The organism is Micromonospora sp. RP3T (assembly GCF_003027925.1).
GTDB lineage: Bacteria > Actinomycetota > Actinomycetes > Mycobacteriales > Micromonosporaceae > Micromonospora.
Window position 1 is genome coordinate 63,995 of the sequence record NZ_PYPS01000032.1, and the last position, 21,910, is coordinate 85,904.

Genomic DNA, 21,910 nt, shown 5'->3' on the forward strand with positions numbered 1-21,910 from the left:
TCAGCCTCCCTGCTGGGCGCGGTCGCGCCAGATGACCGGGCAGTAATCGGGGTCCGCGTAGTCCGGCCGGCCCTCGTGGGTGCGGCGGACCAGCACGTCGTGGTTGTACGCGGCGAGCGTGCCGTCGGAGAGCGGATACTCCCGCCAGGCGTTCTCGCCGTCCTGCAGGTGCAGCGAGATCGCCCGCCGGGGGCGCCCGCTGACGTTCGCACCGCTGCCGTGGTAGGTACGGCAGTGGTGGAAGCTCATGTGCCCCTTGGGAATCACCATGGGGATCTTGCGGATCTCGGCGTGGTTGTACGCCGCGTTCTCGGCCAGCATCACCTCGAGCTGGTCGCGGTCCCGGTCGGCGAAGTGCCGCACCACCGTGTCGTCCGCGCCGATCTCCCGCCACCGGTGCGAGCCGTCGACCATGGTGATGGTGCCCATCTCCACGCCGCAGTCGTGGAACGGGATGAACGCGGTGAGCATCTCCTCCGACGACGAGGACGCCCAGTAGTGCTTGTCGAAGTGCCAGGGCACGATGTTGGACGGTTCACCGGCGATCGGCGGCTTCCAGATCAGCGTGGACTGGAAGATCCGGATCTCGGTGGCCCGGGCCAGCCGGGCCGCGACCGCCCCGATCAGCGGCTTGCGCAGGATGCGGGCGATCCCGTCGTGCTCGTGGTGGACGTAGTCGTTGTGCCGCTGCACGTCGCCGCGCGACGGCTCCCAGTAGGCCAGCTTCGGCGGGCGTACCGGCAGCCGCCGGTCACGCTCCCCGGCGTAGTAGCCGTCGGTGGCCGCCACGAGTTCGTCCACCTCGTCGTCGGTGAGCAGCTTCTTCGACAGGTACCAGCCGTGCTCGACGTAGTGCCGGACGTCGTCGTCGGAGGGCAGCAGCGCCTCCTCCTCGGCGGTCAGCCCGGGATCGATCGTGGTCATACCCCTGCCCCCACTCCTCCGGCCGCGACGCCGGGGGTCGCCCCCGCCGCGGCCAGTTCACGTTCCTTCGCCTCGTAGAGCGCCTTGATGTTGCCGCTGCCGAAGGTGCGCGCCCCGCGCCGCTCGATGACCTCCAGGAAGAGCGTGCGACGCACGTGCATCGACTCGGTGAAGATCTGCAGGAGCTGGCCGTCGTGGTCGGAGTCGACCAGGATGCTCAGCTCACGCAGCCGGTCCACCGGCGCGTCCAGCCGGCCGACCCGCTGCTCCAGGTCGTCGTAGTAGGCGCCGGGCGTCCGGGCGAAACGCACGCCCCGGCCGGCGAGCGCGCCGACGGTGGCGACGATGTCGTCGGTGCGCAGCCCCAGGTGCTGCACGCCGGCGCCGGCGTGCCAGCGCAGGAAGTCCTCGATCTGCCCGGGTCGGGCGCCCGTGTCCGGCTCCAGCAGCACCAGGGTGACCTGACCGGACGGGCTCTGCACCACCTTGGAGTTCATCGCCTGCCCGCCGACCTCGACGTGCTCGGTGAAGATGTGCGCGAAGCCGAACACCTTCTCGTAGTGGGCCACCGTCTCGTCGAGCTGCCCGGGCGGCACGCAGACCGCCAGGTGGTCGACCTCGGCCAGCAGCGCGTCGCCGTCCGGCGCGGCGACCGGCTCGATCGCGCCGGGCAGGAACACGCTCCGGTCCCCGCGCCGCTCCACGAGCCGGTGCAGCACGTCGCCGAAGCCGCCGACCTCGGCGATCACCACCTCGGCGTCCGCGCCGGTGTAGGCGCGCGGCGGCGTCACCCCGGCCGCGCCGCGGGCCACCAGCTCCGCGTACGCCCCGGCGGCGTCGTCGACCGCGAGCGCGACCACGGCGATGCCGTCGCCGTGCCGGTGCACGTAGGTGGCGGCCGGGTGTTCCGCGGACAGGCCGGTGGTCAGCAGCAGGCGGATGCCGGCCTGGGCCAGCAGCAGGGACCGCTGCCCGGCCAGCCCGGTCTCCGGTCCGCCCTGGCCGTGCAGCCGGAACCCGACCGCGGTGTCGAAGTAGAAGGCCGCCTGCCGGGCGTCCCCCACGTAAAGCTCCAGATGGTCTATGCCGTTGATGTGCATGGGCTTCCCCCTGTTCCCCCCGTGGTGGCGACCCGGGCTCGTCGCCCGGGCATGGAGTCTCCGGTCAGGCCGCGGCCGGGGTGGCGACCCGGCGCAGCAGCAGGCTGACGTTCTGGCCGCCGAACCCGAACGAGTTCGACAGCGCGTGGTCGGTCCGGGTGGACCGGGGCACGGCGCGGACGTGGTCCGCCTCGCACTCCGGGTCCGGGTCGTCCAGGTGGTAGGTGGGCGGGAGCAGGCCGCGCCGCAGCGCCAGCGCGGTGGCCGCGGCCTCCAGCACGCCGGACGCGCCGAGCAGGTGCCCGGTGAGCGCCTTGGTGGAGCTGACCGGCACGCCGCCGACGCCGAACACGTCGGCCAGCGCGGTCGTCTCGGCGATGTCGCCCAGTTTGGTGCCGGTGCCGTGCGCGTTGACGTAGCCGACGTCCGCCGGCCCGATCCCGCCGGCGGCGAGCGCCCGGCGCATGCACGCGGCCGCCCCGGCGCCGTCCGGCCGCGGCGCGGTCGGGTGGTACGCGTCGGTGTTGGTGCCGTAGCCGGCGACCTCGGCGTAGCCGGTGACGCCCCGGGCGGCGGCGTGCCCGGCCCGCTCCAGCACCAGCAGCGCCGCGCCCTCGGCGAGCACGAAGCCGTTGCGCCGCTTGTCGAACGGACGGCTCGCCTCGGTGGGCTCGTCCCAGCCGCGGGCCAGCGCCCGGGCGTTGCCGAACGTGTCGGCGAACGTGCCGAACAGCGGTGCCTCGCTCGCCCCGCAGACCACCACGTCGGCCTCGTCGGCGCGGATCAGGCGTACCCCGTCGGCGACGGCCTGGGCACCGGAGGCGCAGGCGGTGCCCACCGACGAGCTGTAGCCGCGGATGCCGTGCGCGATGGCGATCCGGGCCGACGGCATGTTCGGCAGGATGCCGGTGAGCAGGTACGGGCTGACCGCCGCCCGGCCGCGTTCGGCGCGGGCCACGACCTGACGTTCCAGTGTGGCCATCCCGCCGACGCCGCCGACGATCACCGCGATCCGCTCCGGGTCGACGTCGCGCCCCACCTCGATGCCGGCGTCGGCGAGCGCCTCCGCGGCGGTGAGCAGGGCGAGCAGCACGACCCGGTCGAGCACCTTCGTCTCCGGTCCGGAGGCGACGCTGCGCGGGTCGATGTCGGGCAGCACGCCGGCCACCTCGAGGCTGTCCCGCGCGGGGTGCCCCTCGGGGGGACGGCGCAGACCGGAGCGGCCGGTGAGCAGCGCGTCGAACGTCGCCGCGACGCCGCGACCGGCCGGCGTGAACAGCCCCATGCCGGTGATCACGGCGGTCATGACGGCGCCTCGGTCAGGTAGCGCTCGCGCAGCGCCACCTTGCGGACCTTGCCGGTCACGGTGACCGGGATGTCCTCGGCGCGTACCGGCACCACCCGGCGCAGCGTGGCGGCCACGTCCGGGCCGAGCGCCGCGCGGATCGCGGCGGTGCGGTCCTGCGCCGGGTCGGCGCCGGCCGCCAGCTCCAGCAGCACGTCGGTGGTGACCGTGCCGTCGGCCTCCTTGACGATCACCACGGTGCAGTCGGTGACGTCGGCGCAGGCGGCGAGGATCCGCTCCTCGGACAGCGCGGTGAAGAACCGCTTCCCGCCCGCCACCTCGACCGAGTCGACCGCCCGGTCCAGGTGGTAGTAGCGGCCGTCGTCGTCGGCGTACACCAGGTCGCCGGTGAGGTACCAGCCGCGCAGCCGGAACCGGTAGGTGGTGACCGAGTCGTTCCAGTAGCCCCGGAACAGCGACGGCGAGTCGATGCCCAGCCAGCCGACCTGCCCGGCGGGCAGCTCGTTGCCGTCCGCGTCGAGCACCGCCACCCGCGCGAACCGGTACGGGCGGCCGACGCAGCGGCCGTAGCGGTCGGTGTCCACGGTGTGCGTGATGTGGAACATCGAGTGCCCCATCTCGCTGGAGCCCAACCCGTCGATGAACACCGAGCCGGGCACCCGGGTCACCCCGGCGCGGGTCACCACGTCCCGCGAGCCGACCGCGACCAGCCGGCGCACGTGCGGCTCGTGCGAGCAGTCGCCGGTGTTGAACCACAGCCGCACCGAGTCCAGGTCGTAGCCGGACAGGTCGAAACGGGCAAGTTCGGCCCAGGTCATCGAGAAGCCGAAGACCCCGTCCGGCCGCCACCGTTGGATCGCGTCGAGCACCCGTTCGCCGCCCTGCTCGGAGAGCAGGTACATCTGGGCGCGGTTGCCCAACGCCTGGTTGACCATGAGCACGGTGGCGGTGTGCGGGGCGGGCAGCGCGTTGAGGATCCGGGTGGTGCCCTGCGCCTGCGGCATGGACAGCAGGTGCCGGGTGGCGGCGAAGAGACTGGCGTGCGAGTGCAGCACCGCCTTCGGCACGCCGGTGGTGCCGGACGTGTGCGTGATGACGATCGGGTCGTCGGGGTGGTGCCGGTAGTGCGCGGGCGCGGCGGCCGGATCACCGGCACCGGCGTGGGCCGGCTCACCGAGCAGCGGGGCGCCCAGGTCGTGCCCGGCCAGCGCGGCGGCGTGGTCGGCGTCGGCGAGCACGCCGGCGGCGCGCAGCCGGCGAATGTACTCGGCGGCGATCTCCGGGCGCAGCCGGCCGTTCATCAGCGCCGGAATGGCACCGAGTCGGGTCAGCGCCAGGAACGACAGCACCATGTCGGCGGCGGTGCCGGCCCAGACCGCTACCGGATCGCGCGGCCGCACGCCGCGTTCGTGCAGCCAGGCCGCCCGGGCGGTGACCATCCGGTCGAGCTCGCCCAGGGTCAGCGGGGTCTCGGCCGGGTGGCCGTCGACAGCGGTGTCGAAGGTGAGCCCCGGCCCGTCCGGGTCGGCGCCGTGGGCCAGCACCCGGGCGAGCACGTTGCCCGCGCCCAGTTCGGTGTCGGCGGCAAGCGCGCCGCGTAGACCTTTCGTCCTCATTGACGTGTCTCCTCCCCCAGCAGCACCGCGGTCGCCTCGCCCGGCGCTCCGTCCGGTGCCGGTTCGATCAGGATCAGCAACGCCTGCGCGGCGTCGCCGTCGTGGCACAGCAGGTCCGCCTCGGCCTCGCCCTCGGCCCGCGGGTCCCCGGTCGGGCTCAGGCACACCACCGGCCCGTCCAGTCCCCAGCGCGCCGCCACGTGCCCGGCCACGCTGTTCGGCACCGACTGGAAGAAGAACAGCGGACCGACCCGCCCGCCGGCGGCCACCGTCTGCCGGACGTGCGCCGCCCCGGCCGTGTCGCCGCCGGCGCTGACCAGCACCACCGCCGTCCGGTTGTCGGCCGGCAACGGCCCGGCGCCGTACCGCCGGGTGAGGCACCGCTCGGCGACGGCCACCACCAGCGGGTGGAACGGCGAGTGCACGAACCCCGGCACCCCGGGCGGCGCCCCGTCCCCGTCCTCCGGCCAGCGCGCCTCGGCCAGCACCGCCCACGCCGACCGCCCCGCGGTCACGGGGCACCCACGAGGAGCGCGGTGTTGGCGCCGCCGAAGGCGGCGTTGAGGCTCAGCGCGTACGGGGTGGAGGCGGGTCGGGGGGCGTCGCGGATGACGTCGAGCGGGCAGTCCGGGTCCGGGGCCAGCCAGCCGGCGGTGGGCGGCAGCTTGCCGTGCCCCAGCGCCAGCACGGTGACCACCAGTTCGAGCAGTCCGGACGCCTCCAACGCGTGCCCGTGCACCGACTTGGTGGCGCTCACCGGCAGCCGCCCGGCGCGGGCGCCGAAGACGCACCCCAGTGCCGCCGCCTCCGAGGCGTCGCTGAACGGGGTGCCGGTGGCGTTGGCGTTGACGTAGCCGACCTCGGCCGGGGGCAGCCCGGCACGGCGCAGCGCCGACTCGACCGCCCGGGCCAGCCCGAGCCCGCCCGGGTGCGGCTGGCAGGCGTGATACGCGTCCCCGGTGCGGCCCCAACCGGCCACCGTGGCCAGCGTCGGCGCGCCCCGTCGGGCGGCGACGTCGGCCGACTCCAGCACCACCGCGGCCACCCCGTCACCGAGCAGCAGCCCTTTCCGGCCGGCGCTGAACGGGCGTACCGCCCCGTCGGTGGCGAGCGCCCGGCCGGCGTCGAAGAGCGCGTACTGGTCGGGTTCGACCAGGTAGCCGGCCGCGACCACGACCCGTTCCAGGTCGCCGCGCCGGATCAGCGCGGCGGCGTCGGCGACGGCGGTGCTCGCCGAGACGCAGGCGCTGGTGTAGACCCGGGTGGGTCCGCCGAGGCCGCAGCGGTCGGCCAGGTGACCGGCGAGCGCCGGCACCGGCGGCCCGAGCCGCCCGCCGTCCGCCGCGCCCGGCACGTCCGACGGTTCCGCCGGCCGCTCGGGTACGGGCAGCGAGTGCGGCCCGCCGTGGGTGGCCAGGAACAGCGCCGTGCCCGCCCGGTCGGCCCGGTCCAGCCCGGCGGCCCGGCCGGCGCGGTCGATCGCGTCGGCCAGCTCGTCGGCGAGCGTGCCGACGTCCGGCAGCGTGGCCGCCACGGTGACCCGGCGGCCGGTGGTGTCGAAGCGGCGCACCGGGCGGAACGCCGGGGCGCCGGTGAGCACCCCGGACAGCAGCGCGTCGGCGCCCCTGCCGAGGGCGCTGACCGCGTGCATGCCGATGATCCGTACGGGGCCCCGCTCAGCCATCTGCGGGAGCGGTCAGCGAGGCGCGGAACACGGTCAACGCGTCGTCGACGGTGCGGACGCCGGCGACCTGGTCGTCGGTCAGGTCCAGCCGGCGGTCGAACCGCTGCTCGACGAGGTGCACCAGCCAGGCCAGTTCCATCGAGCCGAGCCGGTCCGGGACCTGATCGGTGGGCTTCGCGGTCAGTTCGGCGAGCATCTGCACCAGGTCAGCTCGCCCCAGGTCGGGCTGACCGGACATCAGGAGTTGTCGCTGTTCGCAGCCGCCCGGTCGGCGACCATGGTGGTGAACTCGCCGACCGTCATCAGGGCCAGCTTCTCCGACTCGTCGTCGGCGAACTTCAACCCGTACCGGTCCTCGACCCGGACGGCGAGGTCGGCCAGCGCCAGCGACTCCAGGTCGACGCCGGAGGGGCCGAGGGTGGTGCCGTCGTCGAGGTCCTCGACGTCGTAGTTCATGTCGGCGAGCTGGTCGATGACGAAGGTGCGGACCTCGTCGCGCATGGGTGGAACCTCATTTCGGGGTAACCAGTTTCCGGTGCCCGGTCGGGACACCGTGTCCGGGTGGGCCGGCCGGTCCGCCGGCGTCCAGCGGGAGCTGACGCGGCGGCTGCTCCGGCGCACGGGTGGCGCGCCGGCCGGTCCGGGGCGGGGATCGGGGTGGGCCGGGCGGCCGGCGGACGCCCGGTGGTGCTCGCGCAGCGGGCCGGTCACGTGGCCGCGTCCCGCAGCGCCGGGGCGGAGCGGACCAGCTTGCCGGTGGTGGTGCGGGGCAACTGGTCGAGCAGGTGCAGCGTGCGGGGCCGTTTGAAGCCGGCCAGCCGCTCGGCGATCAGGTGGTCCAGCGTCTCCTCGGTCGTCGCGCCGTCGGTCTGCACGTAGGCGCTGATCCCGTCGTCCCAGACCACCACCGCGGCGGTCACCCCGGGCAGGCCCGCGACGGTGGCCTCCACCTCGGTCAGGTCGACCTTCAGGCCACCCACCGACACCTGCGAGTCGAGCCGGCCCCGGATCGTCACCAGCCCGGTCTCCGGGTCGACCACGCCGGCGTCGCGGGTGTGCAGCCAGCCGTCGGCCCAGCGGGTCGGGTCGGCGAGCCCGACGTACGGGTTCGCCGGGCAGCTCACCCACAGCTCACCGTCCTGCTCCCGGACCCGGATGCCCGGGGCCGGCGCGATGGCGGGACGGTTCCGCCCGTACAGGTCGGTGCCGATGACGCCGACCTCGGTCATCCCGTACATGTTGCCCAGCGGGACGCCGTAGCGGTCGGTGAAGGCCCGGGCCACCGCGGCGGGCACCAGCTCACCGCCGGTGGTCATGCGCGCGAACTGGGGCAGCGGGCCGGCGGGCACGGTGGAGGCGAGCAGCCCGATGTGGAACGGCACGCCGAGCACGGTGGCCGGGGTGTCCTGGGCGGCGATCGCGGCGAGCACGGCGTCGCCGCTGAGCCGTTCCGGCGGGCACAGCTCGACGCCGGCGTGCAGGCCGTAGAGCAGGCCGCCGACCAGGCCGAGCACGTGCACCATGCTGGGCAGCAGGATGATCCGTTCGCCGGGCCGCGCCACCCCGTCGATCTCGGTGTAGCGACGCACCTCGGCGACCAGGTCGGCGGCGGTGCGGCCGATCACCTTGGACGGTCCGGTGGAGCCGGAGCTGAGCTGGATGACCGCGTGCGGGCTGCCGGCCGGACGGTCGGAGTACGCGGTGACGCCGGCGTCGACGTCGACGAAGACGCGCAGCGCGCCGCCGCCGGAGCGCACCGGCGCGACCACCACCTGCGGGGTGAGCCGGCGCAGCGCCCGGTCGACCTCGTGGTCGGTGAGCCGGTGGTCGAGCAGCACCGCCTGGGCGCCGGTGCGCCAGGTGGCCAGCAGGTGCGCCACGTACGCCAGCGACGGGGGCAGGCGCAGCGCCGCCGCGCCGCCGGCGCGCAGCCCGGCCCCGGTCAGCCGGGCCTGGGCCTCGCCGACCAGCCGGCGCAACGTGCCCCGGTCGACCGGGTCGGGCAGGCGGAGACAGACGTCGCTGTCGCGCCCGGCGAGCAGGATGTCGTCCACCCAGCCCGCCGTCGATACGGCATCTTGCGCCCCGGTCACGACCCGCCACCGCCCAGCCTGAAAATGGGCGGGGAACCCGCCCGAGAAGAATGCCCTTCGCGTTCGCTGCCCGGAACACTACGAGGGCCTTCCCGGCATCACCAGATGCAAATGGCTAGATCCAAAACAGCGGCTGGGTGGATTGCTCAGGCTCGATCGGACAGGCAGGATCGGGCGCACGCCGGCACAGTGGCCCGCCGGCCGCGTCGCCGTGCGCGACCACCGGCGCCCCCGGGGAGGGCGGGTCAGCGGTCGACGGCGGGCGGCGGCGCGGCGCCGCGCAGCACCAACGCGCTGTTGAACCCGTCGAAGCCGCGCGCCCCGACCAGCGCGATCCGGCTGCGCGGCCGGCGCGGCTCCCGCAGGTACGTCAGCTCGCACCCGGGCGCGGGCTCGTCCGGCCCCGCCGAGGCGGGCAGCACGCCACGGGAGAACGCCAGCAGCGCGGTGGCCGCGTCCAACGCCGACCCGCCCTGGTGGGCCCGGCCGGTCAGCGGCTTCTGCGTGGTCACCGGCGGGGTCCGGTCGCCGAACACGGCACGCAGCGCGCTCGCCTCGGCCCGGTCGTACGCCGGCACCCCGAGCGCGTCCGGCCAGATCACGTCCACGTCATGCGGCCGGACCGCGGCCCGCTCCAGGGCCAGCCGCAGCGCACGGGCGTAGTGGGTCGGGTCGGGGCCGGCCGCCACGTCGGTGGGGGTGGCGTCGTGGGTGGCCGCCCAGCCGGTGATCTCCCCGTAGATCCGGGCGCCCCGCTCCAACGCGTGCCCCAGTTCCTCCACCACGAACACCGCGCCGCCCTCGGCCGGCACGTACCCGCTCGCCGCGGCGTCGAACGGCCGGTACGCGCGCGCCGGATCGGCGACGTCGCTGAGCAGGCCGGTGCGGAGCTGGCAGGCCAGCGCGTACGGGCTCAGCGGGCACTCGGTCGCGCCGGCGATCACCACCGGCGTGCCGCGCCGGACGGTGCGTACCGCGTGCGCCAGGCTGTCCAGCCCACCTGCCGACTCGGAGACGGTGACGCCGGACGGCCCCTTGAACTGGTGGCGGATGGACAGTTGTCCCACGCTGGCGGCGTAGAACCAGGCGATCGACTGGTACGCCCCGACGGTGCGGCTCGACCCGCCCCAGAGCCGTTGCAGCTCCCGCTGCCCGAACAGGTTGCCGCCGGACGAGCTGGCCAGCGTCACCGCCCAGCGGTACGGGTCGGGCGAGACCTCCGGCAGCCCGGCGTCGGCCAGCGCCAGCCCGGTCGCGGCGAACCCGAGGTGCGTCCACCTGTCGGTCTGCACCCGCGCCCGGGTCCCGACGAACCCGGCCGGGTCGAAGTCCGCCACCTCGCCGGCCACCCGGGTCGGATAGCCGGCCGGGTCGAACAGCGTGATCGGACCGGTGCGCCGGGTGCCGGCGAGCACGGTGGCCCAGTGCGCGTCCGCGCCGACCCCGCTGGGCGCGACCACGCCGATGCCGGTCACCACCGCCCGGGCCGTCATGGTTCCGTCCTTGTTCGCGACTGCGGGGCTCGCAACCCCGGCTCACTCCTCGCGCTCACGCCGGTGCCACGGCGAGTCGGCGGAACACCATCGCGGACTGGAAACCGCCGAACCCGCTGCCCACCGAGAGCGCCACGTCCACCGGCACCTCGCGGGCCTCGTTCGGCACGTAGTCCAGGTCGCACTCCGGGTCCCGGGTGGTCCAGTTGGCGGTGGGCGGGACGACGCCGTACTCGATGGCCATGGCGCAGGCGGCCATCTCGATCGAGCCGATCGCGCCGAGCGAGTGCCCCACCATCGACTTGATCGAGCTGATCGGCACCCGGTACGCGGCCGGGCCGAGCGCGCGCTTGAACGCGGCGGTCTCGTGCCTGTCGTTCTGCCGGGTGCCGGAGCCGTGCGCGCTGACGTACGACACGGCCGACGGGGCGAGCCGGGCCTGGCGCAGCGCGTCGGTGATGGCCACCGCCATCTCCGCGCCGTCCGGGCGCAGGCCGGTCATGTGGAAGCCGTTGCTGCGGCTGGCGTAGCCGGCCACCTCGCAGTAGACGTGCGCGCCCCGGCGGCGGGCGTGTCCGGCCTCCTCCAGCACCAGCACGGCCGCGCCCTCGGCCAGCACGAAGCCGTGCCGGTCGGCGTCGAACGGCCGGGACGCGTGCTCCGGGTCGTCGTTGTCCGGGCTGGTCGCGCCGATCGCGTCGAACGAGGCGACGGTGACCGGCGAGATCGGCGAGTCGGCGGCGCCGGCCAGCACGATGTCGGCCTCGCCGTCGGCGACGAGCTGGTGGGCGTACCCGATCGCGTCGATGCCGGAGGTGCAGCCGGTGGAGACCACCTGCGCCGGGCCGTGCAGGCCGTGCCGGCAGGCCACGTCCGCGGCCAGGCTGCTGGGCACCAGCGCCTGGTAGAGGTACGGCCCGCCGAGCGCGTGGTCGACCAGCCAGTGCCGGCCGGAGTCGCTGACCCGGACGTACTCCTGCTCCAGCGCCATGGTCCCGCCGACGGCGGTGCCGAGCACCACCCCGGTCCGCTCCCGCTCGGCGTCGGTGAGCGTCAGCCCGCTGTCCGCGAGCGCCTCGGCGGAGCAGGCGAGCGCGAACTGCACGTACCGGTCGGCGCGTTGCCGCTCGGCGAGCGTGATGCCGGCGGCGTCGGGGTCGAAGTCGCACTCGGCGGCGATCCGCGAGCGGAACGGCGACGGGTCGAAGAAGCTGATCCGCCGGGTGGCCGTCCGCCCCTCGGTGATGGTCTTCCAGAACCGGTCCCGGGTGGCGCCGCCGGGGGCCACCACGCCGACGCCGGTGACCACGGTGCGCCGGCCGGTCACGACGGCTCCCGTGGCGGCGGGGCGGCGCTCTCGGTGTCGACGTGCCCGAGTTCCGGGCGGGGCGCGAGCGGACCGAGGTGGAAGACCACCTCGGCCGGCTCGTCGCCGGTGTTGCGCAGCCGGTGCCGGACGTCCTTCGGCACGTACAGCGCCTCCCCGGCGGCCACCGGGACCGGCTGGTCGTCCAGGTCGACGGTGATCGCGCCGCGCGCCACGTAGAGGAACTCCTCGCTGTACGGGTGGTAGTGCTCGGCGATCCGCTCCCCCGGCGCGAGCGCGGCCACCCCCATGAACCCGGAGGTGCTGCCGACGGTCTTCGGGCCGAGCAGCACCCGCAGCTCGCCGCCGCGCCGTCGGTCGGCGGGGACGTCGTGGACGGAGACCCGGGCGGTGGTGGTGTCGGTCATCGCGCGCCTCCCGCGTACGCCCGCTCGATCTTCTCCTTGATCACGGCGAGCTGGATCGCGCTGTTGGTGTTGATCCGCGCGGTCATGCCGGCGTTGTCGACCGGCGCGGTGGGCTTCATGGCGAAGTCCTGCGTCCAGGTCATCCGGGTGCCGCCGGGGATCTCCGCGTAGCGCCAGTGGATGCGCATGTACTCGAACGGACCGGTCTCCACCCGCCGGGCGTGCACCTCGCGGGCGGCCGGGTCGGCGGTGCGTTCGCTGACCCAGCTCCACGCCACGCCGTTCTCGTCCGGGTGCATGGTGAGCCGGAAGCGGACCGTGTCGCCGTCGCGGTGCAGGATCTCGGCCACCGCGTACTCGGTGAACAGCTCGGTCCACCGGGCCACGTCGTTGGTGATGTCCCAGACCAGCGGCAGCGGCGCGAGGATGTCCACCGCGTTCTCGGTGTGCCCCGGCGGGTCCGCGCGGCGGGCCACCAGGTCGGCGACGCCGGCGATGCTGAGTTCGCCGGCCTGCTCGGGGATCTTCACCCGCCACCGGTCGGCCACCACCGCGGCGAGTTCGAGCAGCGCCAGCGAGTCCATGCCCAGCTCCTCCAGGCTCGCCGCCGGGGTGGTGGCGGCGACGTCGGGGTCCAGGCCGCAGTGCGTCACCAGGATGTCGGCGATCTCGCTGGCGAGCGGTCGGTCGGGGGCGACGGTCATGGGTTCCTCCAGGTGGTCGGGCCGGTGGCGGGCACGGCGGGTACGGGGATGCGGCCGGTCGGGTCGGTTCCGGCGCGCGGGTCGGGCCCGGCGGCGTGGTCGCTGTCGCCGGTGTCGGTGCCGGCGTCGCCGGGGGTGAGCAGGCGCTCGACCAGCCCGGTGGTGTGCCGGGCGGCCCGGAACGCCGGGTCGCGCAGCACCCGCCGGGCGAACGGGATGGTGGTCCGCACGCCGGGTCCGGCCACGTCGAACTCGGCCAGCGCGCGGTCGAGCCGGTCCAGCGCGGCGGCCCGGTCCGGCGCCCAGACCGCCACCTTGGCCAGCAGCGAGTCGTAGTGCGGGCTGACCAGGTAGCCGGCGTGTCCGTGCGTGTCGACCCGGGTGAACGGGCCGCCGGGCGGGTGGAACCGCTCCAGCCGGCCGGGGGCGGGCGCGAAGTCGCGGTCCGGGTCCTCCACGTTGACCCGGCACTCGATCGCCACCCCGTGCAGCCGCACGTCGCACTGCCGCAGCCGCAGCGGCGTGCCGGCGGCCACGTGCAACTGCTCCTGCACCAGGTCGACGCCGGTGACCATCTCGGTGACCGGGTGCTCCACCTGGATCCGGCAGTTGATCTCCAGGAAGTGCGCGCGTTCCGCGTCGTCCACCAGGAACTCGACGGTGCCGGCGCCGGTGAAGCCGACCGACAGCGCGCCGCGCAGCGCGACCTCGGCGAGCGTGTCCAGGGTGGCCGGTCGCAGCGCGGGCGCCGGCGCCTCCTCGACGAGCTTCTGGTGCCGGCGCTGCACCGAGCAGTCCCGGGTGCCCAGGTGCACGCCGTTGCCGTGGTTGTCGCAGAGCACCTGCACCTCGACGTGGCGGGCGTCGGCGAGGTAGCGCTCGACGTACACCCGGTCGTCGCCGAAGGCGACCTGCGCGGCGGCGCGGGTGCGGGCGTACGCCCGGGGCAGTTCGGCGGCGGAGCGCACCACGGTCATGCCGCGTCCGCCGCCGCCGGCCGCGGCCTTCACGATCACCGGGTAGCCGACCTCGGCGGCCACCTCCTGCGCCTCGGCGACGGTCGGCAGCGTCCGCACGCTGCCCGGCGGCAGCGGCAGGCCGGCCCGGCTCATCAACGCGCGGGCGGTGGACTTGTCCGCCAGCGCGGCCATCACCTGCGGCGGCGGACCGACGAAGACCAGCCCGTTCTCCGCGCAGATCTCGGCGAAGTCGGCGTCCTCGGAGAGGAAGCCGTAACCGGGGTGGACGGCCTGCGCGCCGGTCTGCCGGGCCGCCTCGACGATCGCCGCGGCGTTGAGGTAGCTGCGCCGGCTGGCCGCCGGCCCGATCCGGACCGCCTCGTCGGCCAGCCGCACCGGCAGCGAGTCGGCGTCCGCGCTGGAGTGCGCCACCACCGTGCGGACGCCGAGTTCCCGGCAGGCCCGCAGCACCCGTAGCGCGATCTCGCCGCGGTTGGCGATCAGCACCTTGTCGAACATCAGGCGTCCCGACCCGGGTCGGGGTCGAGGACGACCAGCGGCTGGTCGTACTCGACCGGCTTGCCGTCGGGGACGAGCACCTCGACCACCCGGCCGGCCTGACCGGCGGTCACCTCGTTCATCAGCTTCATCGCCTCCACGATGCCGATCACCTGACCCGGCCGGACCAGGTCGCCGACCGCCACGAACGGCGCCGCGCCGGGCTCGGGGGCGCGGTAGAACGTGCCCACCACGGGCGCCCGCACGGTCGTCCGGTCGGCATCGGGCGTCACCTGCGCGACGGCCCGCGCCACCGGCTCACCGGCCGGTCCCCCGCCGGTACGCGGCAGCGGCGGCACCGGGTCGTGCCACTCCACCTCCAGCGCCGCGTCGCCGCTGCGCAGCCGCACCCGGCGGACCGGCCCGGCCAGGTCGTCGACGAGTTTGCGGGCCTGTCGGCGCAGCCCGTCCAGCACCTGCTCGGCCCCGGCGTCCGGCATCACGCCACCTCCGGCCGGTCGTCGACGGCGTGACGCGGCGGCGCCGTGGCGCGGGCCGACGGGTCCACGGATCGCGCCGCGCCGAAACGGCGGAACCGCTGCCGGCGGCGGCGCACCAGCGTGGCCGGCGGCACCGTGAGCAGCGGGGCCAGGTTCGCCGCTACCGCCCGGCGCAGCAGCTCGGCCGCGCCCGCCGGGTCGCCGTGCGCGGCCGGGTCCGGCTCCGGCACCAGTTCGTCGACCACGCCGAGCCGGCACAGGTCGGCGCCGGTGAGCCGCAGCGCCCGGGCGGCCTGCGGGGCGGCGGCGCTGTCCGGCCAGAGGATCGCGGCGCAGCCCTCGGGGCTGATCACCGAGTAGACGGCGTGTTCCAGCATGAGCACCCGGTCGGCGACGGCGAGGGCCAGCGCGCCGCCGCTGCCGCCCTCACCGGTGACCACCGCGACGACCGGGGTGGGCAGCACGCTCAACGCGAGGATGTTCTCCGCGATCGCCGCGGCCTGACCCTGCTGCTCGGCGGCCACCCCCGGGTCCGCGCCGGGCGTGTCCACGAGCGTCACCACCGGCAGCCGCAGCCGGGCCGCGAGACGCATCAGCCGCAGCGCCTTGCGGTGCCCGGCCGGGCTGGCCATGCCGAAGTTCCGGGCCACCAACTCGGCGGTGGTGTGTCCCTTCTGGTGGCCGATCACCATCACCGGCCGGCCGTCGAGCCGGGCGACGCCGCCGACGACCGCCGGACAGTCCGCACCCAGCCGGTCGCCGTGCAGCTCGACGAAGCCGTCGAACGCGGTCTCCAGGTAGTCGAGCGTGGTCGGCCGGCCGGGGTGCCGGGCGGTGCGTACCGTCTCCCAGGGGTCGCGGGCCGGCCGGGCGACAGCGGGCGCCCCGGCGGCGGCCGGCCGCCGTGCCGGCGGGGCGGGCCGGCGGGCGGCCCCGGCGGCGGCGAGCAGCGCGGCCAGCCGTCCCCGCAGCGCGTGCCGGGGCACCACCATGTCGACCTGTCCGTGCCGGAGCAGGTACTCCGCGGTCTGGAAACCCTCGGGCAGCGCGGCACCGGTGACCTGGCGGATCACCCGGGGGCCGGCGAAGCCCAGCCGGGCGCCGCTCTCCGCGAGCACCACGTCGGTGTTGGTGGCGAACGACGCGGCCACCCCGCCGTACGTGGGATCGGTGACCACGCTGACCGTCAGCAGACCCGCCTCACGCAGCCCGGCGAGGGCCTGGCTGACGGTGGCCATCTGCATCAACGACAGCGCGCCCTCCTGCATCCGCGCCCCGCCGGACGCGGTGACCAGCACCAGCGGAACGCTGTCGGCGAGCGCCCGCTCGGCGGTCCGGGTGATCAGCTCACCGACCGCGCAGCCCAGGCTGCCGCCGAGGAAGCGGAAGTCCATCACGGCCAGCGCCACCGGATGCCCGCCCAGCCGCGCGGTGCCGCAGAGCACGGCCTCGTCCAGGCCGGTGCCGGCGCGGGCCGCGCCGAGCCGGTGCGGGTACGGCAGCGCGTCGACGAAGTCGATCGGGTCGACCCGGACCGCCCGGTCCGGCAGCGGGACGAACGAGTCCGGGTCGACGAGCTGCGCCACCCGGTCCGGGGCGTCCAGCCGCGTGTGCGTGCCACACTCCGGGCAGACGTCCAGGTTGCGGCGCAGCCGCTTGCGGTAGAGCAGCGAGGCGCAGCCGTCGCAGCGGGACCAGAGCTGCTCGTCGCGGGGCGCGGTGGTGGTCACGGCCGCCGCCCGGCGTCGTACCGGTAGAAGCAGTGCGCCATGGCGTCGCGGGGCGAACGCCAGGTCGGCAGGTACGGCGAGATGTACGGCCGCAGCCGCTCGCTGATCCGGACGAACTCGGGATGTCCGCGGGCGTCCTCCACCGCGCTGTGCGCCGGCGTCTCCGTCTCCAGCAGGTGCACGTAGAGGTCGTGCAGCCGGTAGAGGGACCGGTGCCGCACGCCGACCAGGCCGGGCAGCTCGGTCGCGTCGGACTCGGCGAAGATCTCGGCGACCCGGTCCTCGGCGGTGGGCACCACCTTCGCGACGATGAGCGAGCGGTCCATTCGCGGCCTCCCCTGGTGGGTCCCGGTGCGCGGCGGACCGGTCACGCCGCACGGATGGCCCACGGTGCCGCCCGGGCCGTCAACCGGGCGTCAACCGGGCTCGATCGGACCGCAAAAATGGTGACGCTGCGTTGACGCAACCTGTGCGCCGGCTATGCGAAGATCACCTGAGGCTCGTCCATTGACGACACTTATTCGCAGATCACGGGCCACTTACGAAGACGTTACGGAGGGTCAACGAAGTCATCGGCCGTTGACTCAGAGTAACAGACGTTGATATTCTCCGTTCTGGTCGACCCGGCCACGGCACACGTCCGGCGACCGCGGCGGAGGCGTTCCGACAACGGCGTCGCGGGCGGGAAAATCCGGGCAGACAGACGGTCGGGACTCAGGTTCCGGTGCTGGGGGGTGCGCCGTGTCCGGTGGATCGAGGATGCCGACGGCAGGCGATCCCGCCCCCCGCGTGGCGTTGCACCTGCTCGGCGGTTTCCAACTGCTGCACGACGGCGTGCCGGTGGTGGTGCCCCGCGGCCTGCAACGGGTCATCGCCCTGATCGGGCTGCGTCCGGCCGCGACCCGTAGCCACCTCGCCGGACTGCTCTGGCCCGAGAACCCCGAGGAGCGGGCGCTCTCCTCGCTGCGTACCGCGCTGTGGCGCCTCCGCCAGGACCCGTGCTGCCCGCTGCGCACCGACGGTGACACGGTCCGCCTCGGCGCCACCGTCCACCTCGACGTGGACGAGCTGGTCGAGGCCGCCGCCCGGGTCCGCGACGGCATGACGCCCCGCGGCGCCGCCGGCACCGGCCGGCACGACCTCCTCCCCGGCTGGTACGACGACTGGGTGCTGCTGGAACGCGAACGGCTGCGCCAGCTACGCCTGCACATGCTGGAGGAACTCGCCGGCAACCACCTCGCCGCCGGCCGGCACGGCGAGGCGCTCGAGGCGGCGCTGGAGGCGATGGCCGCCGAGCCGCTGCGCGAGACCCCGCACCGCCTGGTCGTCCGCATCCACCTGGCCGAGGGCAACGCGTTCGAGGCCGTGCACGCGTTCTACGTCTACCGGGACCTGCTCCTGCGCGAGCTGCGCCTGGAACCTTCCCCGGCCATGACCGCGCTGCTCGACGACACGCTCGCCCCGATCCGCCGGGCCAGCCGGCCGGATCCGCCGCAGCGGCCTGCCGGTCGGCCCGCCAACGCCGCGCCGCGCGGCCCGGCGCCGCACCCGCGCGGCGCGACGTCGCCACCCCCATCAATGCCCAGGGGTACGCCGTGACGGCGAGGTGACACCCGCCCCGGCATCGTGGGACCCGCGACCGCCGCCGTCCGGCCGGTGGTCGACGCGCCAGCAATGCGGCGGAAGGGGTCTGCGATGAGTCGACTGTTGGTGGTCAGCCGGATCGTGCCCGGATCGCAGGGCCGGGTGGCCCAGATCTTCGCCGAGTCCGACGCGACCGAGCTGCCCCGGCTCACCGGGATCCGGCACCGGTCGCTGTACTACCTCCACGACCTGTGCGTCCATCTGATGGAGACCGTCGACGTCGCCCCGGACCCGACCGCCGATCTGCGCGAGCACCCGCTCTACCGGCGCGTCAACGAACGGCTCTCCGCGCACACCTCGCCGTACCTGCCGACCTGGCACTCGCCCCGCGACGCCGTGGCCGGTTGCTTCTACAACTGGGACACCGCCGACGCCCCCATGCCCGACCGGATCCGCTGACCGGACCGGGCCACGGACGAGACACCCCGGGACCGCGCACGGCACCAGGCCCCGGGGTGCCTCCCGCACCCACTGTCATCCTCCGGCCACCGGCCGGCAGGATCGGTCCCACCGTGGCCACCCCAGCGCCGACCTGCCTGTCGTGCCGCGCGCACGTGTGCAAAGCTGCCCCGAGCTTTCTCGCGACCGTCGTGCACGTACATACAAGGAGGTTGGCCATGCCGTCGAGCTTCGGGCAGTGGCTGCTCGTGATCCTGGCCCTGCTCATCGGACTTGCCGTCGGCTGGGTGGTGAGCGGCCGCCGGGCCGGCGCCGGCGCCGCCACGCCCACCGTGGACGGTGCCGCCGGCCCGGCCACGGTGACCGCCACCGTCGACGAACCGCAGCCGGCCGCCGTGGTCGACGAGACGCCGGCCCCCGCCGCGGTGACCGACCGACCCGCCCCGGCCGACGCGGACGCCACCGCCACCCACGCCGCCGACGCCGGCACCTCCACCGACAGCACGACCGGCGAGCCCGAGCCGGGCGTGGTCACCGCCGCCGCTTCCGCCGCCGCTTCCGCCGACGAGCCGGTGACCGCCTCGACGCCCGCCGACTCGGCCTCCGCCAACTCGGCCTCCGCCGACTCGGTCGCTTCCGACTCGGTGTCCGCCGACTCGCTGCGGACCGACTCGACGGAGCCGGCGACGACTGTCGACGAACCGCTGACGGTGACGCCGGTCGACTCCGCCGACCCGGCCCGCAGCGAGGCGATGCCGGAACCGGCCGGAACCTCTTCAGCACTCACCGAGCCGACGCCCGCCGCCACCGCGACCGAGCCCGCCACCGAGATCGAGCCCGAGCCCGCCGCCGCTCCTTCCGCGCCCGCCGCCGAGCCCGAGCCCGCCACCGCGCCCGAGCCCGCCACCGAGATCGAGCCCGAGCCCGCCGCCGCGACCGTCGCGGCCGGGTCGGAGGTGGACCCCGTAGCCGCTTCTCCCGAGCCCGAGCCCGTCACCGCCGCGCCGGCACCCGTCGGCGCGACCGGGCCCGAGGCGGTCGCCACCACTGACACGCCCGAGACCGAGACCGAGGTCGCGCCCGGGACCGAGGCCGCGCCCGTGGCCGCCGCAGTCGAGCCGGAGCCCGCGAACGAGCCCGCGCCCGCGCCCGCGCCCGTGGCCGACGAGCCGGCGGTCGCGCCGGTCGTGCCGATGCCCCGGACCTCGGTCGAGAACGACGCGCCACCGCCGGCCGACACCGAGGCGCCGGACGACTTCCGCCGCATCCAGGGCATCGGGCCGAAGCTGGCCGCCGCCCTCCAGGACGCCGGCATCCGCACCTACCGTCAGCTGGCCGGGCTGGACGAGGCCGCGCTGCGCGAGACCGTGAAGGCCGCCGGTCTGCGCGCCGCCCCCGGCCTGGCGACCTGGCCCCAGCAGGCGAAGGTGCTGGCCGGTGCCCGCGCCGAGGCCGAGAGGGTGCTGCCGGCCAGCGCCGAGTAGCCGTACCCGTTCCGGGCCGGTGGTGACCGATCGTCGCCACCGGCCCGACGTGTGCCCACCGCGGCGCAGGCACGACCCGGCCCACCGCCGGCAGCGTCCCCGCCGGCATGCCCAGCCTGGCTGGTACCCGGCCGGCACCGCCGGACCAGGGCGACCACCCCGGACCGACGCCCCGACCCGCCACCTCCCGCCGGGTCGACGCACGCCGTCGGAGCGGGCGCACGGGCTCGACGGAGCGGCAGGATCTGGCGGAATGCCGGAAATCCGACGAACGGCGACGGGGCCTCGCTACGGTCTGTGCAGGGGCGGGACGGCCGACGCCGAGCCCGCCACCGCAGGAGCGACTCGTGCCCACCCGGACGCCGGAGCCCGCCGGCCGGCCACCGCCGGTCCGCGATCCCGAGGCGCCCCGCCGGGTGACGCTGCTGGAGCTCTTCTTCGATCTGGTCTACGTGGTGGCGCTCGCGCTGATCTCGCGGTACCTGATCGGCGGCGTCGGCTGGGAGCGGGCCGCCGAGTCGTTGATCATGTTGATGGCGATCTGGTGGACGTGGGCCATCACCACCCTGGTCACCGACCTCTACGATCCGCAGCGCGCGGAGATCAAGCTGCTGGTGGTGGCCGTGATGTTCGGCGCGCTGCTGATGACCACCGCCATTCCGGAGGCGTTCGGCGCCCGAGGGCTGGTCTTCGCCGGCACGTACGTGGCGATCCATCTCGGACGCGGCCTGTTCCTCATGCCGACGATCCGCCGGCACCCGCAGACCCGCCGCCGGGCCGTCCGGCTCCTCGTCTGGTTCGGGGTGTCGGCGGTCCCCTGGCTGATCGGCGCGGTCGCGGCGCACGGTGCCGCCCGGACGTGGTTCTGGGCCTCGGCGCTGGCGGTCGACTACCTCGGGTTCCGGCTGGCCTATCCGGTGCCCGGTCTGGGCGCCGTGCCGGACGACCAGCGCAACGTGACCGCCGAGCACCTCTCCGAGCGCTACCAGCAGTTCTTCATCATCGCGTTGGGCGACGCGGTGCTGGTCTCCGGCACCGTGTTCAGCCTGCACCACTCCGAGGTGGAGAACATCGCGGCGTTCACCACCGCGTTCGTCACCACGCTGCTGCTCTGGCGCGTCTACGTGCACCGCTCCGGTGAGCTGCTGCCGGACGCCATCGCCCGGTCGAGTCAACCGAGCCGGTTCCTCACCACCGCCCCGTACACCCACCTGTTGATGGTGGCCGGGGTGGTGACCACCGCGGCCGGCTTCGACCTGGTGCTCCTGGAGCCGACCGGACGTACGCCGCCGGCCTGGTTGGCGGTCATCCTCGGCGGCCCGGCGCTGTTCCTGACCGGTCGGGCCGCCTTCGAGTACGAGGTGTTCAGCCGGGTGTCGCTGTCCCGCCCCGGTGGTCTCCTGGCGCTGCTCTGCATCGCGCCGGCGCTGCTGTTCCTCGCGCCGGTGTACGCCGCCGTCGGCGCCATGCTGGTGCTGGCCGGGGTGGCCGCGGCCGACCACCGGCGCAGCCGGGGCCGCCCGCCGGAGGAGCCGGTGCCGCCGCACTGAAGTTCCCCGGGCGGTAATCGGAATCGGCCGTACCGGGGCCGACACGCCGTTTGGCGGATCACCCGAGCGGGGTACATGCCCTCCACCTCGAACTCACCACAACCCCGTGGAGGCAACTGATGCGCGGCACCTCGATAGTCGGCGTCCTGGTCGTCATCTGGCTCATCATCGGCGCGATCGCCGCCGGGCAGCGCGGCTACTACGGCAACGACGACACCAACTGCGCGGAGGCGGGCACGATCCTGGTCACCATCGTCGCCGGCCCGCTGAACTACATCGGCGCCAACCCGAAGATCGACTGCAAGCTTCCGGAGCCGTCCAAGTAGGTCCGCCGTCTGCCGTACCCCCGCACTCCCCCGGCCCGCGCCCGCCCAGCGAGCGCGGGCCGTTCCGTGCCCCGCCCCCGCCCCCGCCGCCACCGCCTGCGGACACCGTCACCACCGCCACGGCATCCTAGGGGGCTGGGTTGAGGAGTAGGCAGCCGCCTCGGCG

The 21,910-nt window shown here is 75.0% G+C and carries 22 protein-coding genes; 5 read left to right on the plus strand and 17 right to left on the minus strand.

What is annotated here, in order from left to right; genetic code table 11:
- The 17 genes from C8054_RS23685 to C8054_RS23765 form a co-directional block, all read right to left on the minus strand.
- Positions 1 to 924 carry a phytanoyl-CoA dioxygenase family protein gene (locus C8054_RS23685; RefSeq protein ID WP_107160323.1) on the minus strand — a complete coding sequence of 308 codons (924 nt, stop codon included), beginning with the start codon at positions 922 to 924 and terminating at the stop codon, positions 1 to 3.
- Positions 921 to 2,024: a 4-hydroxyphenylpyruvate dioxygenase gene (gene hppD / locus C8054_RS23690; protein ID WP_107160325.1), complete on the minus strand. Its 1,104-nt coding sequence runs from the start codon at positions 2,022 to 2,024 to the stop codon at positions 921 to 923. Before hppD ends, C8054_RS23685 begins: the two co-directional genes overlap by 4 nt.
- Positions 2,025 to 2,088: 64 nt before the next feature.
- A complete protein-coding gene (locus tag C8054_RS23695; RefSeq protein WP_107160327.1) occupies positions 2,089 to 3,330 on the minus strand; it encodes a beta-ketoacyl synthase in 1,242 nt (413 codons plus the stop codon).
- The gene (locus C8054_RS23700; protein WP_107160329.1) at positions 3,327 to 4,946 is read right to left on the minus strand and encodes a class I adenylate-forming enzyme family protein; all 1,620 of its coding nucleotides are present in this window, start codon (positions 4,944 to 4,946) and stop codon (positions 3,327 to 3,329) included. The genes C8054_RS23695 and C8054_RS23700 overlap by 4 nt, the downstream gene beginning before the upstream one ends.
- Complete coding sequence (locus tag C8054_RS23705) at positions 4,943 to 5,461, minus strand: beta-ketoacyl synthase chain length factor (RefSeq protein ID WP_233220113.1); 519 nt, start codon at positions 5,459 to 5,461, stop codon at positions 4,943 to 4,945. Before C8054_RS23705 ends, C8054_RS23700 begins: the two co-directional genes overlap by 4 nt.
- Complete coding sequence (locus C8054_RS23710) at positions 5,458 to 6,630, minus strand: beta-ketoacyl synthase (RefSeq protein WP_107160331.1); 1,173 nt, start codon at positions 6,628 to 6,630, stop codon at positions 5,458 to 5,460. Before C8054_RS23710 ends, C8054_RS23705 begins: the two co-directional genes overlap by 4 nt.
- Complete coding sequence (locus C8054_RS23715) at positions 6,623 to 6,868, minus strand: hypothetical protein (protein WP_107160333.1); 246 nt, start codon at positions 6,866 to 6,868, stop codon at positions 6,623 to 6,625. The genes C8054_RS23710 and C8054_RS23715 overlap by 8 nt, the downstream gene beginning before the upstream one ends.
- Positions 6,868 to 7,131 carry an acyl carrier protein gene (locus C8054_RS23720; RefSeq protein WP_107160335.1) on the minus strand — a complete coding sequence of 88 codons (264 nt, stop codon included), beginning with the start codon at positions 7,129 to 7,131 and terminating at the stop codon, positions 6,868 to 6,870. Before C8054_RS23720 ends, C8054_RS23715 begins: the two co-directional genes overlap by 1 nt.
- Positions 7,132 to 7,337: 206 nt before the next feature.
- Positions 7,338 to 8,723 (minus strand): class I adenylate-forming enzyme family protein, encoded by a 1,386-nt coding sequence (locus C8054_RS23725; protein ID WP_107160337.1) that lies wholly within the window; start codon positions 8,721 to 8,723, stop codon positions 7,338 to 7,340.
- Between the two features lie 245 nt (positions 8,724 to 8,968).
- A complete protein-coding gene (locus C8054_RS23730) occupies positions 8,969 to 10,216 on the minus strand; it encodes a beta-ketoacyl synthase N-terminal-like domain-containing protein (RefSeq protein WP_107160339.1) in 1,248 nt (415 codons plus the stop codon).
- Positions 10,217 to 10,271: 55 nt separating this feature from the next.
- Positions 10,272 to 11,543, minus strand: coding sequence for a beta-ketoacyl synthase (locus C8054_RS23735; RefSeq protein ID WP_107160341.1), 1,272 nt, complete (start codon positions 11,541 to 11,543; stop codon positions 10,272 to 10,274).
- On the minus strand, positions 11,540 to 11,950 hold the full coding sequence (locus C8054_RS23740) for a cupin domain-containing protein (RefSeq protein ID WP_107160343.1): 411 nt from the start codon (positions 11,948 to 11,950) through the stop codon (positions 11,540 to 11,542). The genes C8054_RS23735 and C8054_RS23740 overlap by 4 nt, the downstream gene beginning before the upstream one ends.
- Complete coding sequence (locus tag C8054_RS23745) at positions 11,947 to 12,654, minus strand: SRPBCC family protein (RefSeq protein ID WP_107160345.1); 708 nt, start codon at positions 12,652 to 12,654, stop codon at positions 11,947 to 11,949. Before C8054_RS23745 ends, C8054_RS23740 begins: the two co-directional genes overlap by 4 nt.
- Positions 12,651 to 14,132, minus strand: a complete 1,482-nt coding sequence (locus tag C8054_RS23750) for an acetyl/propionyl/methylcrotonyl-CoA carboxylase subunit alpha (protein ID WP_107160347.1) — start codon at positions 14,130 to 14,132, stop codon at positions 12,651 to 12,653. Before C8054_RS23750 ends, C8054_RS23745 begins: the two co-directional genes overlap by 4 nt.
- Positions 14,132 to 14,611 carry an acetyl-CoA carboxylase biotin carboxyl carrier protein gene (accB, locus tag C8054_RS23755; protein WP_107160349.1) on the minus strand — a complete coding sequence of 160 codons (480 nt, stop codon included), beginning with the start codon at positions 14,609 to 14,611 and terminating at the stop codon, positions 14,132 to 14,134. The genes C8054_RS23750 and accB overlap by 1 nt, the downstream gene beginning before the upstream one ends.
- Positions 14,611 to 16,341: an acetyl-CoA carboxylase carboxyltransferase subunit alpha gene (locus C8054_RS23760; protein ID WP_107160351.1), complete on the minus strand. Its 1,731-nt coding sequence runs from the start codon at positions 16,339 to 16,341 to the stop codon at positions 14,611 to 14,613. The genes accB and C8054_RS23760 overlap by 1 nt, the downstream gene beginning before the upstream one ends.
- Positions 16,338 to 16,667, minus strand: coding sequence for a TcmI family type II polyketide cyclase (locus tag C8054_RS23765; RefSeq protein ID WP_107160353.1), 330 nt, complete (start codon positions 16,665 to 16,667; stop codon positions 16,338 to 16,340). The genes C8054_RS23760 and C8054_RS23765 overlap by 4 nt, the downstream gene beginning before the upstream one ends.
- Positions 16,668 to 17,082: 415 nt before the next feature.
- On the opposite strand from C8054_RS23765, the gene C8054_RS23770 reads away from it, so the two are divergent.
- The 5 genes from C8054_RS23770 (at position 17,083) to C8054_RS23790 (ending at position 21,744) form a co-directional block, all read left to right on the plus strand.
- Positions 17,083 to 17,940 (plus strand): BTAD domain-containing putative transcriptional regulator, encoded by an 858-nt coding sequence (locus C8054_RS23770; protein ID WP_107160356.1) that lies wholly within the window; start codon positions 17,083 to 17,085, stop codon positions 17,938 to 17,940.
- Between the two features lie 96 nt (positions 17,941 to 18,036).
- Positions 18,037 to 18,384 (plus strand): TcmI family type II polyketide cyclase, encoded by a 348-nt coding sequence (locus tag C8054_RS23775; protein WP_107160358.1) that lies wholly within the window; start codon positions 18,037 to 18,039, stop codon positions 18,382 to 18,384.
- 830 nt (positions 18,385 to 19,214) lie between these two features.
- Complete coding sequence (locus C8054_RS33275) at positions 19,215 to 19,868, plus strand: helix-hairpin-helix domain-containing protein (RefSeq protein WP_306766823.1); 654 nt, start codon at positions 19,215 to 19,217, stop codon at positions 19,866 to 19,868.
- A gap of 347 nt (positions 19,869 to 20,215) precedes the next feature.
- Positions 20,216 to 21,418, plus strand: a complete 1,203-nt coding sequence (locus C8054_RS23785; protein WP_107160362.1) for a low temperature requirement protein A — start codon at positions 20,216 to 20,218, stop codon at positions 21,416 to 21,418.
- A gap of 119 nt (positions 21,419 to 21,537) precedes the next feature.
- Complete coding sequence (locus tag C8054_RS23790; RefSeq protein WP_091574126.1) at positions 21,538 to 21,744, plus strand: hypothetical protein; 207 nt, start codon at positions 21,538 to 21,540, stop codon at positions 21,742 to 21,744.
- Positions 21,745 to 21,910: the final 166 nt, after the last annotated feature.